The sequence below is a fragment of the Fulvivirga sediminis genome (assembly GCF_016757215.1).
GTDB classification, from domain to species: domain Bacteria; phylum Bacteroidota; class Bacteroidia; order Cytophagales; family Cyclobacteriaceae; genus Fulvivirga; species Fulvivirga sediminis.
The window spans coordinates 77,356-96,250 of the sequence record NZ_JAESIY010000004.1; the positions used below are offsets into that span (position 1 = coordinate 77,356).

Consider the following 18,895-nt stretch of genomic DNA (forward strand, 5'->3'; position numbering starts at 1 on the left):
AAACATCTTAATGGTACTTGAAGTAAGCACTGCTTACAGGTTTAGCTTTAATCAGGATGAATACCTGTTTCTGTTTGTACAATTTGTTTGATGGTACCATCTTCATTATAATAAAGATGATCAACACATACTGAACGTCTGAAATCTCCTCCATCAGGAAGTTTACCGTTATGATAGATGAAATACCAATCATCTTTATATTCCACTATAGCCTGATGATTAGTGCCAGAATTAGGTACACGGTCATTTAATCGGCCTTTGTATTCCCACGGTCCTTCTGGGCTTGTAGCCATAGCATAATCTATGTATTCAGGAAAATCAGCAGCAAAGCTTAGGTAATAGTATTCACCTCTTTTATGCACCCATGGGGCTTCGGTAAATTTAGGTAAATCAATCACGTGGATATCCCCCTCTATCTCTATCATGTTGTCTTTAAGCTTAGCCCATTTACATACTGTATTGCCCCAATAAATATAAGCCTGACCATCATCATCAATAAATACCGCTGGGTCTATATCATCCCATGTAATATCTGTTTGAGTTGTCATATCATTAGTAATCAAAGCTTTACCTATAGCATCTTTAAATGGACCCCTTGGGCTATCTGCCACCGCTACACCTATAGATTTACCAGGTACAGCAGCATGCTCCAAAGTAACATACCAATAAAACTTGCCTCCTTTTTCTACTACATGAGCAGCCCAGGCGTCTCCTTTGGCCCACGAAAAATCAGTAGTTTTTAATACTGGACCATGATTTTCGAAGTTCTTCATATCTGTAGAAGTGAAGAGCAACCAGTCATTCATTAAATATCCATCTTTACCTGCTTCCTGCTCGTCATGCCCAGTATATAGGTATACTGTGTCATTATAAACCATGGCAGCAGGGTCAGCGGTATATACATCTTTAATAACAGGATTATAAGCTTTCACGCTATCTTGCTTTTCAACTGATGTATCCTCCTTGGATTTTTCCTTATTCTTACAAGAGCATAAAGCAGTTACCAACAGTACTAAATAGCATATATTTAATTTCATAGTTCTTTAATTCTTATTTGGACAAAACACTCTGATCTACCATTGGCCAGAAGTCTTTATCCCAGTTAATTTTAGTGATTTTTAATTTTGGTTTACCGTCATCATTCATGTCGTAACCATGAAATACCAGATAATCCTTTCCATCAAAAGTATAGGTGGAGTTATGCCCTACTCCGGGCCATTTTTTGTTTCCTCTTAATAGTATTGTACCTCCCCCTTTGGCCATATCTTTCCCTTCTTTATCTAGGTATGGACCTGTAACCTTTTGAGAACGACCAACAACCATTTTGTAAGTACTTTCTGCACCTCTACAGCAATAATCCCAAGAGGCAAACAGGTAATAATATCCATTCTTTTTAAAGATGAAGGGCGCTTCTATGGCAGCATCTCCCGGGGCACTATCATCCAAAAAATCCGTTCTTTTGCGAGCAGCTATAGTATACCATTCTTGAGGCTCAGCCAGAGAAGTACGGTCATTATTAAGCCGAACCAACTTCAGTCCTCCCCAAAAAGAGCCAAAGCTCATCCAAGGATTTCCTTCATCATCTTCCACCAAATTAGGGTCTATGGCATTCCAAAAATCACGGTTAGGCACTGATTGCACCACCATCCCTTTATCTACCCATTTAAAATCCTTATCAGAAGGGTTTAAACTCTTGTTCACAGCTACCCCTATGGCAGATGTATTTTTAGCAAAAGCAGAAACAGAATAATATAAATAATACCAGCCGTTATGATAGGAAATGTCAGGTGCCCAGATGTGACCTTTAAATTCTTTAACGGTTTCTAAGGCCCAAGAAGGAGGCTCGGCAAAAACCGAGGCCTCCTTCTTCCAATCTTTCATATTTTCTGAGCTATAAACAGCAATACTCCAGCCGGTGCAAAACAGATAATACTTACCTCCTTCTTGTGCCACCACTGGATCATGCACTATAATATCACTGCTCTGTGTGCAACCTAACAATGGCAGCAACAAGATAAATGACAATAATATTATTGTTCTTTTCATGTTATTTGAGCTTAGCTCTGATGACATAAAAAGCATTGGGCGCTAATGTCATTTTCAAGGTTCCGCCTTTAATTTTTATTTCGCTGCTCTCCGGGCTCACATTTTTTGGTGTATCCAATGAGTTAACCGCATCCAAGTCATCAGACTTTAGTAGCAGCTGTGTAGCCTTAGAGGCGAATTTCTTTCCTTTAGGAACCAGTGATATTTCTTTAGCTGCAGCATTAGCATTTACCATTTTTATAATCACCTCACCAGATTTTTCATCCATAACAGCCGAAGCGTATAACCTCTCTTGCCCTTTCACCGGTTGATTGTTTCCTGTTAAAGAAAGTAGGTCTGTGCCGCTATTGGTTGAAAAGAGCTTTTGCACGTAATAATTGGGTGTGCCGTATGATTTAAGGTTATCAAACCATATCAAATCCGGTGTCCACTGCCAGGCATCTACGTGAGCGAATAATGGAGCATAAGAAGTCATATAAACTATGTCAGCATTTCTTTCAAGCCCTGTCATATAGGCCGCTTCTGATAGGGCACACTGCCAGCTGTTTTTATTTTTTGGGCTAGCTATGTCTACACTTTGAGCCGCATACTCTCCTGCAAAAATCTTATAACTATCTCTATCATAGTCATCATACCTATCAGCATTATCCAGAAACCATTCAGGATCTTTATAATAGTGCTCATCTACTATTTCAGCATTTAGTTTCTTTAGCTCCTTCTCAGCGTATTCAAATTGCTCCCCTTCAGGAAAAGGCCCTGTTCCAGATACAATAATCATTTCAGGATACTGACTTTTTATCGCTTTGATAAAGACTTTAAGCCTTTCGAAATACTGAGGACCCCACTGCTCGTTACCTACTCCTATATATTTAAGATTAAAAGGTTTTGGGTGGCCCATATCGGCTCTTACTTTCCCCCATTTCGTACCCACATCAGCGTTAGCGAACTCTATCAGATCCAGCGCATCATTCACATAAGGGTCTAGTTCCTCCAGTGGAGCCAACTCACCTGTATTAAACTGACACGCCATACCACAGCTTAGAATAGGCAAAGGTTCTGCTCCCATATCTTCAGCTAATTGAAAATATTCAAAAAAGCCCACGCCAAAACTTTGATAGTAATCTGGAGTAGGTCTATGTCCAAACTCGGTATTCCAGCGGTTAACGATCATTTCTCTATTTGCTACGTCACCCACCGTTTTTTTCCATTGGTAGCGCTTATCCAAGGTTCTACCTTCTACAATACAGCCTCCGGGAAACCTTAAAAAACCAGGGTTAAGATCATCTAGCAACTGTACTAAATCTTTGCGGAGCCCCATTTCTCTTCCCTTCCACGTGTCTTCTGGGAAGAGAGAAATCATATCTAAGTCTATCTCTCCATTTCCTTCAAACGTGATGAGCATTCGTGCTTTTGAAACCGTAGCTGTAGCAGTAATGCTAGCCTTATAAACCTCCCAGCTTTTCCCTTCAGGGGTAATGGTAGCAGTTCCTATAGCTTTATTATTTTCAGCTATTAAGGCGATATTGATTTTTTTAATACCCGGCTGGTTGGCCTTGGCCCTAAGCGATAAATTGTAGTTAGCTCCTTCACTAAGTCCCATCCCTCTGAAGCCTTCATTGATCAGCTTATAACCATTAGCATCTTTCACCTCGATTCTAGCAAAATGGTTATTTGGTTCATTACCTTCTTTTATAACCTTGGCCATACCAGACTTCTCATTCAGGGAATGCCTGTCACTATTGGGCTCTTTCCAGCCCATCATGGGTTCATCAAATTCAAAAGACCTGTTTTTAACCAATTCGGCATAGATACCTCCATCAGCGGCAAAGTTGATATCCTCGAAAAAGATACCATACATGGTGGGCTGTATCTTAGCTACAGGCTTAGGATCTAGTTGCCATTGGGCATCCTGAGCGAAAACAGAACCGCCCCAGCCGCCAATTAGGGCTGCAACAATATATTTAGTTATTCTCATATTTAACGTTTATTTTAACACTATAAGGCTGTATCAAAAGCAGCAACTTTATGAATTTCAGATAGAAGCTCCTGGCCATAATATCTTTGAAATAGAGATGATTTAGAGCCACAATCTGACTTAACAGTTTCTTTTGATACGACTTCCTTTTTAAACTTAATTTTCTGGTTTGAATTTGAAATTTTCAATAATAGATATAAATCCAATCACTAATATACGCTCATAAACTATACGTGGATATACTTAGCCTTATTTACATCTATCACTTTTCTTTAATCTTTTGATCTCTAATTCCATTAAGATATAATTGAATAGCAGAGTTAAGTCCTCAGTTTATAACTCAACATGAGGACTTAATTGCCATTACTTAATTAGCGGAATTAGGCTTTAAGTTTTTGTTAACATCCAATTCTATCTGAGGTATAGGTAAATACTCATTTCCTGGTGTCCAACTGTCAAAATCGCTATCGTGAGCTTTCAATTCTGCTAGTTTTTCAGAGTCGTAGAGCCATCCCCATCTAATAATATCATGAATCCTAATGCTTTCAATGGCCAATTCAAGAGCTCTTTCATGAGCAATCTGATCTCTCATCTCTTCCGCTGTCATATCAGGTCTTACAGTTGTCAAATCTGGTAATTCTACCCTATCTCTAACCTCTTGAATATACTGATATGCTTCGTCCGTTCTACCATCTTCATTCAATGCTTCGGCATACATTAACAGTACATCTGCATATCTCAAAATCCTATAGTTGATACCAGAGTTTTCTGTACCGTTGTTTTCATTAGTATAACCTTCTATACCATCATGTGTGTATTTTTTGGGATAAATACTAGTTTCCGGGTTGATCCATCTACCTCCATATGCGATTTCTGACACACCTTCTTCATAAAAAGAAATAGTAGAAAAAAGCCTGGGGTCATAATCTCCATCTAGAGTTTTCTCTTCCTTAAATTCTTCGAAAATCCAGTGAGTAGGAAGAAAATCTGAATAGCCTACACCCTCCATAGCGTAAGTATGTCCAACGGAACTCACCTGCCTCCAATTAGCCTGAGGCTCTCCTCCATAATTATAAATTGAGCCCCCTACTGTATTAGGATCAGCAAATTGAATTTCAAATAATGACTCTGAATTATTCTCATTAAATGGTTTAAAATTATCTCTATAATCAGGAACTAAGCTATAGACATTCAACTCAGGGCCTTCTACCAAAAGTTTAAATTCCTCTATCGCTCTTTTCCATTCCTTTCTATAAAGTAAGGCTTTTCCCAGCATGCCCGTAGCCGCTCCCTTTGTAGCTCTTCCCATTTGTCCCTGATCGGGTCCTACCACACTATTGTAAGAAATCGGAAGAAGAGATTTAGCCTTCTCAAAGTCATCAAAAATCTGCGACCAAATTACCTCTTCAGTATCTGTTTCAGGATAATAATCATCTTGAAACTCAGGTATCACAGTGATTATGGGAATTTCTTTATAAGTATTCGCCAAATTAAAAAAGGCTAGTCCTCTCAAAAAGTAGGCCTGTCCTAATAGTCTCTGCTTCAAGTCTTCTTCCATCTCTATATCAGGAACATAAGTTAAAACCTGATTTGCTCTGTATACAATCTGATAATGAGCTTCCCAGATCCATCTAACCGGGTCTGAGGTAGGAAATATGGTGAAATTAGCTACTTGAACTAAATCTTGCCAAGGGCTATCTCCTGTAAAATCATCACCTCTTCCATCTGTTAATGCAGGATACATTCTCATATACCCTCCATCTGTAATGAAGCCCGTATACACTGCATTTACCGCAGCTACGGCCTGATCCTGATTCTTCCAATAATTCTCTGCTGTTTGTGAGTTAGGATTAACCACATCTAGTTTGTCATCACAAGCTGATGCTATCATTATCAGCACCACAAAGAGTAATTTGTATTTTATAAATTTCATTGTTCTTATGATCTAATAATTATAAACTTAATTGAACACCTAACATTAGAGTTCTTGGTTTTGGAAATGATCCAAAATCGAATCCTGGAGAAAATACATCTGAAGTAAAATCAGGATTATACCCTTTATATGCCTGGAAGGTATATAAGTTTTGAGCTGTAAAATAAACTCGTGCACTTGTTATTCCTTTGATTAAACCATCTGGCAAGTTATAACCTATAGAAACAGTATTAATTCTTAAATATTTACCATCCTGTAAATACCCTTTTCTGTCAGAATTTCGCTGGTTTATATTTGGATCACCATTTATAACTCTAGGGTAATCTGCATCTGTATTTTCAGGAGTCCATCTATCTAATATATCTTCGTGCCTGTTGATATAATCTGTAGTAAGCATAAGATCTCTATACATTCTACTATTTATCTTAAAGCCTGAAGCTCCAGAAGTAAATACAGTTAAATCAAAATTCTTATAGCCCACCGTAAGGTTTAGCCCATAGTTTAAACTGGGAATAGCACTCCCTAGAAAGACCCTATCCGCTTGATCAATTCTACCATCAGGAGCATCTGGTATGCCATCACCATCAGTATCTACAGTAAGCTGATCTTTAAATATAATATCTCCTGGGGCAGTACCAGCTTCTTGTATAGCATGGTTGGCTACTTCATCTTCACTTTGAAAAATACCTATAGCTTCATAACCAAAGTGCTGGCCTACCTCACTGCCCACCTCTGTTTTAGAGCCTGTTCCATAAATAGGTTCGTTATTTCCTCCTAATGAGAGGACTTCATTTTTAAGTGTTGTTAAATTAGCAGAAACATCAAAACTCCAGTCTCCGCTATTCTCGTGATAGCCAAGCACAAACTCAAAACCATGGTTACGCATACTTCCGGCATTCACCAGAGGGGTAAAATCTACAGAACCTACAGAAAAAGGAATAGGTACCCCTACTAAAAGGTCTTCTGTTTTACTATTATAATATTCTGCAGAGAAGTCTATTTTACCATTAAACATGGATAAGTCAAAACCTATATTAGAAGATGTTTTCACCTCCCATTTAATGGAATCGGAAACCACACTTGTCTGTAAGCCCCCTACAACTTTTTCTCCATTAAAATTATAGGGAATATTAGAGTTGATATAGGGTGAGTATAGGTAATCCTCAATGTTTTGATTACCTAATTGACCATAACTTGCTCTTAATTTCAAGTTATCAACAAATTCAGGCAACGAAATAAATTCTTCATTGGAAACTCTCCATCCTACTGCTACTGAACCAAAGTTACCGAACCTGTTTTCTGGAGAAAACCTTGAAGAGCCATCTCTCCTAAAGGTAGCGGTAACTAAGTAACGCTCATCATAATTATAATTAACCCTACCTAGATAGGAAGATAGGACTGCCTCGGTCTTAGTTCCTGCAGATACCTTATTAGTGCCATTATCCAAAACAGGAAAATAAGGTTTTGGGAGTTGTTCTGTATGACCAAAAGCATCATAAAATTGATTATTTTGATACATTTGGCCTACTAGTATATCAAAAGTGTGCTTCCCTAAATACAAATTATAGTTTAGCGTATTTTCTACCAGGCCTGTGGTATAAGTTCTATTTCCTTCGTCTAATTGGGCATCATTAAGGCTGAAGAAATAGCCAAGTCTAAAAGCAGGAATGAATGAGAAATCGTGTGCTATAGTTTTATCATAGCTCAAATTAAGTTTATACTTTAACTTATGCTTCTCTGTATCTATAAGTTGGAGCTCTCCATAACCAGAAGCCAAAATCCTATCTACATCTGTATAATTTTCGAACAAACTATTCATACCGATACCATTAAGGGATATGACATTATGAATTTCGGCTTCTGTACCCCCAAAACCACCTTCATTATTTTCATCATAAATAGGCATAGTAGGTACGGATTCCACTAAATCTACAATCAATGGGGGTCTACCTCCTGTTAGCACGGTATTGTTATAGTTTAAGGTATTTTCATGCGAATGTGCATAGTAAAAAGACTGACCAAATTTGAATATGCCTTTTTCTGTAGTGGTATTTATTCTCGCCGAATATCTCTTATAATCTGGCCCATTACCTACAAAAGTTCCTTTGTTCTCAAAATAATCAAGAGAGACATTATAGGTCATGTGCTCCCCGCCTCCTGTAAAACCTATATTATGATTTTGTCTGGAACCGGTTTTTAATCCTTCCTCCTGCCAATCTGTATTGATATCGTCTATAAAAAGAGGTGAAGAAGGGTCATTTCCTGGCAACAAAGGTAAATTTGCGTTAGTTCTTACTTCATTTACAATCATCTGATAGTCTTCCCTACCCAGCACAGGAATCCTTTGCCATACTTTATCTATACCATAATAACCACTGTAACTAATTTTCAAGGGCATATTTTGCTTTCCCTTTTTTGTGGTAATGATGATAACTCCATTAGCAGCTCTAGATCCATAAATAGCTCCTGCCGAAGCATCTTTTAGCACTTGAACTGATTCAACATCATTAGGGTTAAAATCTCTTGGTGAGGTGCCTATAGGAACACCATCAATAACATACAGTGGTTGGGCATTCCCAAAGGTACTATAACCTCTAATGCGTACGCTTGGAGCGGCTCCCGGCTGCCCATCGCTATTGACCTGCACCCCTGCTACCCTACCTTGCATGAGCTGTGATACATCACTAGTAGCAAACTTTTTCATTTCAACAGCATCAACTATACCCACAGAACCTGTGATATCAGATTTTTGCTGAGTACCGTACCCCACCACTACTACTTCATCTAATGCCTTGAGGTCAGACTGAAGTTCAACATCAATTTGAGTACGATTTCTAACTTCCACTTCCTGACTAGAATAGCCTACAAAAGAAAAAATAAGAACATCTGAACCGCTAGCCTTCAAGCTAAAAGATCCATCAACACTAGTTACGGTTCCTTTACTAGTGCCTTTTATTAAAACATTCACTCCCGGAAGAGGCTCTTTATCTTCGGCAGATATTACTTTACCTGATACCATAGAACCCTCTTGGGCCATCACTTCTGAGAAACATAAAAATATAAGTCCCCCAAGAACCATCGACCATCGATGGAATGGATAAGAGAAAAAACTTAGTAGTAGATTTTTCATCATAAATTAAGCGTTTATAAATAAGTGTATTAATTACATTTATAAATTACTTAAAGATTTTCCATAAATACAAATGAATATTTGAAATTATTCAATTTGCAATCGTTTGATACTGACAATTCATTACTAACAAACGATCTACATTAAAATTGTGAGAAGATTTAATTTTGTTTTTTTATTATCGAAACTATAGCTAAACCGCTGAATATTCCCTACCTTCTCTAATGATTAAATCTTTAATTTAACTGGCATTTGACTTTTAGATTTAATTTTTTTGCACTCTGATGATAAATCAATATAAAGACGAAGACAAAGTGTTATTAGCTGTTGACTGTATAATCTTTGGCTTTGACAATGAAGAGCTCAAGCTTCTTTTAATCAAAAGAGACTTCGAACCCGAAAAGGGAAAGTGGAGTTTGATGGGAGGTTTTTTAAAGAAAAGCGAAGTGCTGGACGAAGCCGCCAGCAGGGTATTGCAGCACCTAACGGGTTTAAACGATGTATATATGGAGCAGTTATATAGCTTCAGTAAAATAGATCGTGACCCTGTGGAGCGTACCATTTCCGTAGCTTATTTTGCCTTAATTAATATAGCAGATCACAATAGCGAGCTATCAGAAAGCCACTCGGCTCAGTGGTTTGGTTTAGAAGACATGCCCGAACTCATATTTGACCATAATGCTATGGTAAAACATGCTATAAGGCGGCTCAGGTACCGTACGGCGACCCAACCCATTGGTTTTGAGCTATTGCCTGAAAAATTTACCATGCGCCAATTGCAAAAGCTTTATGAGGCTATATTTGATCATGAACTGGATAAAAGGAACTTCACTAAAAAGATTAACGCGATGGATCTTTTAGTGAGGCTGGATGAAAAAGATATGACCTCCTCTAAAAAAGGCTCTTTCCTTTTTAAATTTGATGAACAGAAATATAAAAAGAAAGTAATGGATGGCTTTTCCTTCAAAGTATAGATTGACCTTTTTATAGGTACTCGATTAACCTGCTCTGCCCATTCTGCAGCATTCCATTTTGTACTTGCCTTTATTTAAGTAACTAACTAGCGGTAAAAGAATTTTCTATTCTTCAAAATATTTGTATTATTGTATATGCGCAATCGATTGCGCATAATTTCAACCATTCTCATTATGGCTCACAAAATACTAAAAATACACCCTAAGGATAATGCCATAGTAGCATTAGACGATTTGTCTGCTGGCGAAAAAGTACTTTATAACGGTAAGGAAATAACACTTGTCTATGCGGTACCTGCTAAGCACAAATTTGCAGAATCGGATCTTACACCTGGAGATAAAATATTAATGTATGGCAATTTGGTAGGCAAAGCCGTAGAAAATATCCGATCAGGGGAAGTTTTAACTACCTCTAATGTAAAACATGAAGCCTCCTCCTTCACCAAACGTACTGATGGCTTCCAATGGTCAGCTCCAGACGTAAGCAAGTGGAAGGACAAAACTTTTATGGGTTTTCACAGAGCGGATGGACAGGTAGGTACTGCTAATTATTGGCTGGTGATACCACTGGTGTTTTGTGAAAACAGAAACGTAAACACCATCAAGCAGGCTTTTATGGATGAACTGGGTTTTGGTCATCAGGATGTGTATAAATCATACGTACAACAAATGGTATCTCTATATCAATCTGGTAAAACGGCCGAAATAGAAACATTACCATTTCAAGAAACCGAGCTCAGCCAGCAGAGCAAATTGTTTGACAATATTGATGGCATCCGATTTTTAACACATGAAGGAGGCTGTGGGGGCATCAGGCAAGACTCTGAAATGCTTTGTGGCTTATTAGCGGGCTATATCAATAATCCTAATGTAGCTGGGGCCACTGTACTCAGCCTTGGCTGCCAAAATGCCCAAATAAGCATATTAGAAGAAAAACTAAACAAGCTTAACGACACCCCTAACAAGCCAGTAATCATTCTTGAACAACAGCAAGAAGGTACTGAACAAGAAATGCTAGCCAAGGCCATAAGAAAAACCTTTTTGGCACTAATAGAAGCTGATAAACTTAAAAGAGAACCGGCTCCTTTAAGCAAGCTGGTAATAGGGCTGGAATGTGGTGGCTCTGATGGTTTTTCAGGTATCTCCGCAAACCCTACTGTAGGCCAAGTATCTGACTTTATTGTAGCTCTGGGAGGCAAATCCATCTTGTCTGAATTCCCTGAATTATGCGGTGTAGAGCAGGAACTAATCAATAGATGCGTAGATGATAAGACAGCGGACAAATTCTCTGAACTTATGCGCGCTTATGCACATGCTGCCGAAGCGGTTGGCTCTGGATTTGATATGAACCCCAGCCCAGGCAACATTAAAGATGGCCTTATTACCGATGCTATTAAATCAGCCGGAGCGGCTAAAAAAGGAGGCACTTCTCCTGTAGTGGATGTGCTTGACTATACTGAATATGCCTCCAAACCAGGGCTTAACCTGCTTTGTACACCTGGAAATGATGTAGAAAGCACAACAGCTATGGCTGGTTCTGGTGCCAATATCATTCTCTTTACCACAGGACTGGGCACACCTACTGGCAATCCTGTTACACCTGTAATTAAAGTATCTTCTAACTCTAAGTTAGCCGAGAAAATGCCTGACATTATAGATGTAGATACAGGACCAGTAATTGCTGGTGAAAAAACGATAGAAGAAATGGGAACAGTTTTATTAGATCATATTATTGAGGTAGCCAGCGGTAATATAAAAACTAAGGCTATGAAACTTGATCAGGCTGATTTCATACCCTGGAAGCGAGGGGTATCGCTTTAATTATTTCGATCCATATTGAAAAGCCACTCTCTATAAGAAGTGGCTTTTTTTATGATGACTTAGAATGGCAATTTATCTTCAAAGTGCAGATAGAACATACCAGGGTAGCTCAATATCATTCAGCAATGTCCTCGTTCCAGAGGGTAGGGTTTTCTTTAATAAAGGTAGCCATCATATTAATAGTTTCTTCATCATTCAGCAACTCTACTTCTACTCCTTGAGATTGTAAAAAAGGTATGTTCCCTTCAAAATTAACATTCTCACCAATCACTACTTTTTTGATTTTGAATTGCAAAATAGTGCCAGTGCACATCATACACGGACTAAGCGTGGTGTACATGGTAGCACCAGCGTAGCTTTGCTGTCTTCCTGCATTTTGCATGCAATCCATTTCTCCATGGAGTATGGGATTATCTTGCTGTACACGTTGATTATGCCCTTTGCCTATTATCTCACCCTCTTGAACCAAAACTGCACCGATGGGAATACCGCCCTCTGATAAGCTTTTTTTAGCCTGTGCTAATGCTTCTTTATAATAATTCATTGACTAATTTTTATAGCATAAAAAAGGAGCACTTTTCATGCTCCTCTATTTTATTTCTTATTAGAATAATCTGTAGCCAACTCCTAGTTGCCATAAAGAGTTTCTGACAGGTTCATTGTTTCTACCTGTTTCATAAATTTTAGACCAACCCCAATAATACCTTAAATCAAAGATCAGATTCTGCACTTCATATCCAAGACCAATATTTAATCCTAAGTCAGTTCCTTCAAGGTTATCCTTAACATCTCTCTTCTCTTCATAACCATCATTTTTAACTTTACTATGAGCCGCTATAAGAAACCCCAGCTGAGGACCTAGCTCAGCATGTAAACCACCTACTATTTCGTATTTAAATATGAGTGGAATGTTGATATATGTCAAATTCAGCTTAGATGTGGTTCCACCACTTTTGGTTCTTGACCCTTGAAATGACAATAGCAATTCTGGTTGAAAAGACAATTTATCTACCAAACCAAACTCGATAAAGCCACCTGCTGCGGGCGCTATTTTAGTATCGGTATCAAAATCATTCTCTGGAGAAACGGTGGTAGCAAAATTCAAAGCACCCTTTACTCCTCCTGAAACCTGAGCCTTAACTGCTGAAAAAAAAGCCGCAGCAACAAACAACGTAAGTACAATCTTCTTCATTTAATCTCTATTACATTTTATGAATTATGCTGTAATGATATACAAATATTACCGATTAAGAAACTGAAATCAGTAACTATTCCAACATGGGTTGAAATAGTTTTAAAGTGAAAGAATTAAAAACTGTTTCACTTATAAGAAGTTAACCAATTAAGACTTTTAAACAGATTGCTTTGACCACTTTACTCTTATACATAGGCTTAATAATAATTTCAACTATTGTAGTATGGAAAAGTAGTGACTTGCTGGAAGGCAGTTCTCAGCGGTTGGCTACCTATTATAAGTTACCTGCGGTAGTGCAAGGTGCTATCATTACTGCTATTGGTTCCAGCTTCCCAGAGTTATCCACTACGGTACTGTCTACCCTACTGCATGGAGAATTTGAGCTGGGGGTGGGAGCTATTGTAGGCTCAGCTATATTCAATATACTTATGATACCGGCCTTGTCTGGTCTAACCAGCAAAAAACTATCCGCAGACAGAATTTTAATTTATAAAGACGCTCAGTTTTACATCACTTCGGTTGCGGTACTTTTACTGACCTTTTCACTGGCTGTAATCTATCACCCGGTGCCTAATAAGGAGCTGGTGGGAAGCATGACTCGCGAAATAGCCATGGTTCCTCTTTTATTATATGTTCTATATATTTTTCTTCAGCAACAGGAAACGGCTGATTACCAAAAAAGTAAATCTAAAGACAAGGTTGAGAACATAAAAGCAGGTAAAGAATGGCTCAAGCTCCTGGGCAGCTTGATACTTATAGTAGGTGGTGTTGAAGGACTGGTTAGAGGAGCGCTCTTTCTTGGGGAGTATTTAGAAACACCTAGTTTCTTTTGGGGTATTACTGTTATAGCTGCCGCCACAAGTATACCAGATGCTTTTGTGAGTGTGAAAATGGCTCGACAGGGCGAAGGAATAATAAGTCTGGCTAACGTAATTGGAAGCAACATTTTCGACCTACTTGTAGCCATACCTGTAGGTGTTTTAATTGCAGGCTCATCTGAAGTAGATTTTGCCCTGGCAGTTCCTCTAATGCTCTTCCTTACTTTTGCCACTATTTTGCTATTCGCCATGCTGCGTACTAAGCTCATACTCTCTAGTGCAGAAAGCTGGATTTTACTATTGCTTTATGTGCTGTTTATCGTCTGGATGATATTAGAAACATTTGGAGGCATGTCATTACTGAGTGAAAGCCAAGGCGGTTAATCTTTGCTTTTCCAGTATTCAGCTACTGAAAATGAAAATATTTAGGTTATATTTGCTCGTCATGCATAACAATTTTTCTTATGAGTAAAACCACTTATCCCTTCAGTATTCTTTGGTCTCAAATAGATGCTAATCAGCACTTAAGACATTCCGCCTATGCAGACTTTGGAGCTCAAGCCAGGGTTATAGCCTTAGAAAGTATCGGCTTTGATATGAAGGTTTTTCATCAACTAAAAATAGGACCTATCCTCTTTCGTGAAGAAATGATTTATCTAAGAGAAGTTACTCCCAATGATACGATTCAAGTAAGTGTAGAAATGGTGAAATGCAGGAAAGACGGTTCCAGGTGGAGTATAAAGCATGAAATTTTTAGAAGTGATGGTGTAAAAGCAGCTCAAATCAATGTAGACGGAGCATGGTTAGACCTAACTAAAAGGAAACTTGCTGCTTTACCAGAAGACTGGGGCGAGAAATTTTTGAGCTTACCAAAAGCTGAAGAGTTTTCTATTGAAGAATAGATCAACTCTCCAGCTTATTGATTAATTCCTATATCTCTGGTAATTATCACACCCTGCATAATCAATCTCCTCAGATGCATTTTGCAGGTATTTAATTATAGCTTCAGCCGTAGTATAGTCTTTAATATCAGCCCTATCATAAGGAAAATACCTGTCATGAACAGCCGGGATATAATCATTCACTCCAACCATTAACGAGTCGGTCTCTGATAGCACATGTCCTTCAGTATCATAAAGGGCAAAACCTGTATGATCAGTGCCGAATTGCATTCCACTCACATGAAATCCTTCGTCAGCATTCATGAAAAAGGTTTCAAGCTCACTAACCGCCATTTTAAATATAACGCAATGATTGCTAAACGGATCCATATCGAACACCTCTCCCATGGTAATGTCTCCTGCATCGAAAGTAGACCTCACTCCACCTGTATTTTGCAAAGCCACATCTGTTTGAAGATAATTCATTAGCGCATCAGTATAAAAACATCCCATATTAGGCTTACTCATATCATTCTTCGAATACCCAATCACTTCATCTAAATGTACTTCTCCTATATAGTCATCAATTTTAGCCTGGAGAGCTTCATCATACTGCTCGTATTCTCCTAAATTTATAAAGCGGACCTCGCTGCTTGCTATAGTACCCTCCGAAATTATCAGATCCATCCGTCCTAGCATCTCAAAGTTAGCACCAGCCTGCACCACAGGAATATCATCAACTTTACGATCTATCACCTCATGCGAATGGCCACCTACTATTATATCAAAATTATGATTTCCCTCCGCTATTCGACTGTCCACAGAAGAACCCAGATGAGTAAGAAGTATAGATAAATCAGCATCAGTATCAGCTTCAAGACTACCATATTTGGAAAGCTCCACATTATAAGGGGTAAATTGCACATCTCTTACTCTCCAAGGATGCGTTAACGGAATGGTATCTCCTTCTTTTCCATTGGTTTCTACCACGCCCAACACGGCTATCTTCAAATCATCAATATCTTTGATAGCATAAGGCTCTGTTTGAGGTAATACCGAACCTTCGGTATTCATATTAGCACAAATCCAGCTAAACTGAGCCTGTTCCATGCGATCCTTCAGCACATCTATTCCATAATCAAATTCATGATTGCCCAGCACAGCTACATCCACACCTATTTCATTCATCATAGCTACCATTGGTTCTCCTTTAGGGTCATACTGATCTACTACCGGATTACCAGAAAATATATCGCCGGCGCACAGCACTAGCACTTCTTTATTTTCACGTTCTCTATCAATAATGTGCTTAGCTTTGGCAAAATTTCGAATCTCCCCATGCATATCATTCATAAAGAAAATGGTGAGGGAGTCTACTATAGCAACCGGATTTTCATCTGCAGGGTCAGCAGATGTAGTAGGGCTAATATTCTCAATAAAGCTAAGAGAGGTTAACCTTATGAAAAAGATAAGAATTATGGAAATGGATAATCTCATGATAATTAATCAAAACAGGTGCAAGGATATATAAATCATTCCATAAATTAAGGTTACAGCACCTGACCCTTATGTTATCATTTTGTTATTTATTTCAACATTGGTACGCCTCGCTTGCATAATTGCAGGGGAATGCCCCAAGGGTCGCGCATCATTATTATATGTGATCCATCTTCAAATTGATCATTTGTCACTTCTTCCGCTCCTGCAGCTTGCAGCCTTTTGCTATCTTCCTCAGGCTTTTCTGAAACAAAAGCAAAATGTACTATAAGTGGACTTTGATTCTTATAATCAGGCACAGCTGCCGCTGGATTACTATAGATTTCTATCATTATTTGCCCACTATCATCCGCCATGAAAGTCATAAATGGACTTTCCTTCACTTGTTTTACTATGGTTAAACCCATGTTTTCTACATACCATTGAGCCATAGCCACAGGCTCCTTCACGTTAACAGCAAAATGTTCTAATTTCATTGAATTTTGGTTTTATAGTTCGGTTTTAAAGCTATATATAAATTAAATGGGTTGCAACGTAAGGGTGTGAAACAAAATATCTCTAGCCTTCAATAAGGCTATTAGAAAGCCTTAGTGAAAACACTATTCAAAAACTCCACTGTGTATTTAAAGGTAGGTTCAAACCAGGGGTTAACCAGCCAAAATGAATGTGGAGCATCGTTTAATGTAAGGGTTTGGTTGAAAATATTGTTATCATTTAGAATCTTAATCATATCATCTCTCCCTGCATGAAAGCGAGGTTGGGAGCTGTTGATGAATAAGGTGGGCGGTGTGCTTGGCCCTACATACTCCAAGGGGGAAGCCTCTTTCCATATTTCGGGGGCTTCCTTTCTAGTTCCGCCGAGAAATCTAGCTGCATATGTCCCTTCTTCCGATTCAGGGTGAATGAAAGAGACGATGCCATCTATATTCACAATAGCTTGAATATCAGAAGAATGGTCATTATTACCTTCATCCCCTTCCAGCTTGGGCAAATCACCGGTTACGCCCAGCAAAGTGGCTAATTGAGCTCCTGCCGAACAGCCCAAAGAGGCTATTTGAGTGGTATCTAAATTATACTTATCAGCATGAGCACGCATATAACGGATGGCAGCTTTCAAATCATGTACTGCAGCCGGGTAGGCAATCTCCGGACTGAGCCGGTATTCAGGCACCACAGCTACATACCCTGCATCAGCCAGTTTTTGCGCCATAGGTACTTGGTTCGCTTTTGATCCTGAGCTCCAGCCTCCTCCAAAAACAAGGATTACACCCGGGTATCCACCTTTTCTTTTCTTTTTAGGGTAGAAAACATCTAGCGTAAGGTCTCTACCGCCTACATGAGCATAAACCTCATCTCTTTTTTCTTTTATTGTCGTTAATTTTTGAGGAGTTATTGGCGTAACTTCAGGGTAGTTCTTCTTGATCTTAAGATAGGCACTGTGAATAGAATAAGATGTATCCCGTGGGTATTGCTGAGCACGTGCGGAACATATGCTCAGCAATAAAATAGTGGTTATTATTATTTCTTTATGAAAACGGTATAGTACGTTTTTCTTCATCACTTTGTATGGCTAACTCTATTATTCTTATGGTATTTCTAGCCTCCTCAGGTTTTACCTTCTGCTCTGCTCCCTCTGTTATTACCTGATAGACATTTTCATAAAAGGCTGGATAATTTCCTCGCTCACTTTTCACTTTCTTCCTTATACTCTCTCCATTTTCTTCATAGTGTATCACTCCCCATTGCTCTTCCGGCTCTTCTCCCCAATCAGCATCTGATAAGGATTTTTCGGCTTTATCTAATGTGGCTTCCTGTATATCTAATCCATATTTCACAAAAGAACCTTGTTCACCCAATAAAATATATTTAGGCAAGGGTTCCTTCACCAGCATGCCACATTTGATGGTTACTTTTAGATCATCATAATGAAGCAGCAGCTCAAAATTATCGGTTATGTTACTGTTAGTACGCTGCTTAGCCATAAAGGCGGTTACGGCATTAGGTAAACCAAAAAGCACTTGTGCCTGATCAATCAGGTGTGATCCCAGATCGTAGACTAATCCCGTACCCAGGTCTCCTTCTTCCTTCCAGCTATTCTCTTTGAGCGTATTTCTAAAACGATCAAAATGATTTTCTAACTCTACAATTCTCCCTAATTCCCCCTCAGATATCAGTTTTTTCAGGGTCAGAAAATCACTATCCCATCTTCTGTTTTGGAATACAAATATTTGCTTATTCTTTTCTTTAGCTAAAGCAATAAGATCATCTGCCTCTGCTGTGGTTACGGTAAATGGCTTATCTATCACCAAGTGCTTCCCTGCTTCCAACACTGCTTTACCTACACTATAATGTGCTTTGTTAGGAATGATTACGGCTACCAGATCAATTTCAGGATCATTGATAATCTCATCTGAATCGGAGACTATATCTACCTCAGGATATCTTTTTTCTATGATCTGAATTTTATCTTCTTTGGTCTCTCTGATTTTTACCAGCTCAAATTCCTCTAAAAAATCTATAACGGGAGCATGAAACACTCTACCTCCTAATCCAAATCCTATTAAGCCTGCTTTTATTCTTTCCATAATTAAATCGTTAGTACCCTCTGTTAATCAAAGCGTAAGT

15 protein-coding genes are annotated in these 18,895 nt (G+C 38.6%); 4 read left to right on the forward strand and 11 right to left on the reverse strand.

Features of this window, described 5'->3' with window-relative positions; translation table 11 throughout:
• Positions 1-47: 47 nt before the first annotated feature.
• The 5 genes from JL102_RS08115 to JL102_RS08135 form a co-directional block, all read right to left on the reverse strand.
• Positions 48-1,037 carry a glycoside hydrolase family 43 protein gene (locus tag JL102_RS08115; protein WP_202243883.1) on the reverse strand — a complete coding sequence of 330 codons (990 nt, stop codon included), beginning with the start codon at positions 1,035-1,037 and terminating at the stop codon, positions 48-50.
• A 13-nt stretch (positions 1,038-1,050) separates the two neighbouring features.
• Positions 1,051-2,046 (reverse strand): arabinan endo-1,5-alpha-L-arabinosidase, encoded by a 996-nt coding sequence (locus tag JL102_RS08120; RefSeq protein WP_202243885.1) that lies wholly within the window; start codon positions 2,044-2,046, stop codon positions 1,051-1,053.
• A 1-nt stretch (position 2,047) separates the two neighbouring features.
• On the reverse strand, positions 2,048-4,021 hold the full coding sequence (locus tag JL102_RS08125) for an alpha-L-arabinofuranosidase C-terminal domain-containing protein (protein WP_202243886.1): 1,974 nt from the start codon (positions 4,019-4,021) through the stop codon (positions 2,048-2,050).
• A gap of 367 nt (positions 4,022-4,388) precedes the next feature.
• Positions 4,389-5,954 carry a RagB/SusD family nutrient uptake outer membrane protein gene (locus tag JL102_RS08130; protein WP_202243887.1) on the reverse strand — a complete coding sequence of 522 codons (1,566 nt, stop codon included), beginning with the start codon at positions 5,952-5,954 and terminating at the stop codon, positions 4,389-4,391.
• Positions 5,955-5,973: 19 nt separating this feature from the next.
• On the reverse strand, positions 5,974-9,087 hold the full coding sequence (locus JL102_RS08135; RefSeq protein ID WP_202243888.1) for a SusC/RagA family TonB-linked outer membrane protein: 3,114 nt from the start codon (positions 9,085-9,087) through the stop codon (positions 5,974-5,976).
• Between the two features lie 281 nt (positions 9,088-9,368).
• Here JL102_RS08135 and JL102_RS08140 point away from each other — a divergent pair, with 281 nt between their 5' ends.
• Both JL102_RS08140 and JL102_RS08145 read left to right on the forward strand, forming a co-directional pair.
• The gene (locus JL102_RS08140) at positions 9,369-10,058 is read left to right on the forward strand and encodes an NUDIX hydrolase (protein ID WP_202243889.1); all 690 of its coding nucleotides are present in this window, start codon (positions 9,369-9,371) and stop codon (positions 10,056-10,058) included.
• A gap of 174 nt (positions 10,059-10,232) precedes the next feature.
• Complete coding sequence (locus JL102_RS08145) at positions 10,233-11,879, forward strand: UxaA family hydrolase (RefSeq protein WP_202243890.1); 1,647 nt, start codon at positions 10,233-10,235, stop codon at positions 11,877-11,879.
• A gap of 115 nt (positions 11,880-11,994) precedes the next feature.
• Here the strand turns inward: JL102_RS08145 and JL102_RS08150 are convergent, their stop codons facing one another.
• Positions 11,995-12,423, reverse strand: a complete 429-nt coding sequence (locus JL102_RS08150; protein WP_202243891.1) for a nucleoside deaminase — start codon at positions 12,421-12,423, stop codon at positions 11,995-11,997.
• Between the two features lie 60 nt (positions 12,424-12,483).
• Positions 12,484-13,071 carry a porin family protein gene (locus tag JL102_RS08155; protein ID WP_202243892.1) on the reverse strand — a complete coding sequence of 196 codons (588 nt, stop codon included), beginning with the start codon at positions 13,069-13,071 and terminating at the stop codon, positions 12,484-12,486.
• 173 nt (positions 13,072-13,244) lie between these two features.
• Between JL102_RS08155 and JL102_RS08160 the strand changes: the two genes are divergently transcribed.
• Positions 13,245-14,276, forward strand: coding sequence for a sodium:calcium antiporter (locus tag JL102_RS08160; protein ID WP_202243893.1), 1,032 nt, complete (start codon positions 13,245-13,247; stop codon positions 14,274-14,276).
• An 80-nt stretch (positions 14,277-14,356) separates the two neighbouring features.
• Positions 14,357-14,794, forward strand: a complete 438-nt coding sequence (locus tag JL102_RS08165; protein ID WP_202243894.1) for an acyl-CoA thioesterase — start codon at positions 14,357-14,359, stop codon at positions 14,792-14,794.
• A 21-nt stretch (positions 14,795-14,815) separates the two neighbouring features.
• Here JL102_RS08165 and JL102_RS08170 read toward each other — a convergent pair whose 3' ends face one another.
• The 4 genes from JL102_RS08170 to JL102_RS08185 all read right to left on the reverse strand — a co-directional run bounded on the left by JL102_RS08170 (position 14,816) and on the right by JL102_RS08185 (position 18,855).
• Positions 14,816-16,270: a bifunctional metallophosphatase/5'-nucleotidase gene (locus JL102_RS08170; RefSeq protein ID WP_202243895.1), complete on the reverse strand. Its 1,455-nt coding sequence runs from the start codon at positions 16,268-16,270 to the stop codon at positions 14,816-14,818.
• An 89-nt stretch (positions 16,271-16,359) separates the two neighbouring features.
• Positions 16,360-16,746: a VOC family protein gene (locus JL102_RS08175; RefSeq protein ID WP_202243896.1), complete on the reverse strand. Its 387-nt coding sequence runs from the start codon at positions 16,744-16,746 to the stop codon at positions 16,360-16,362.
• 101 nt (positions 16,747-16,847) lie between these two features.
• Entirely contained in the window at positions 16,848-17,828 is a 981-nt protein-coding gene (locus tag JL102_RS08180) for an alpha/beta hydrolase (protein WP_202243897.1), read from the reverse strand.
• Positions 17,797-18,855 (reverse strand): oxidoreductase, encoded by a 1,059-nt coding sequence (locus tag JL102_RS08185; RefSeq protein ID WP_202243898.1) that lies wholly within the window; start codon positions 18,853-18,855, stop codon positions 17,797-17,799. Before JL102_RS08185 ends, JL102_RS08180 begins: the two co-directional genes overlap by 32 nt.
• Between the last annotated feature and the right edge of the window lie 40 nt (positions 18,856-18,895).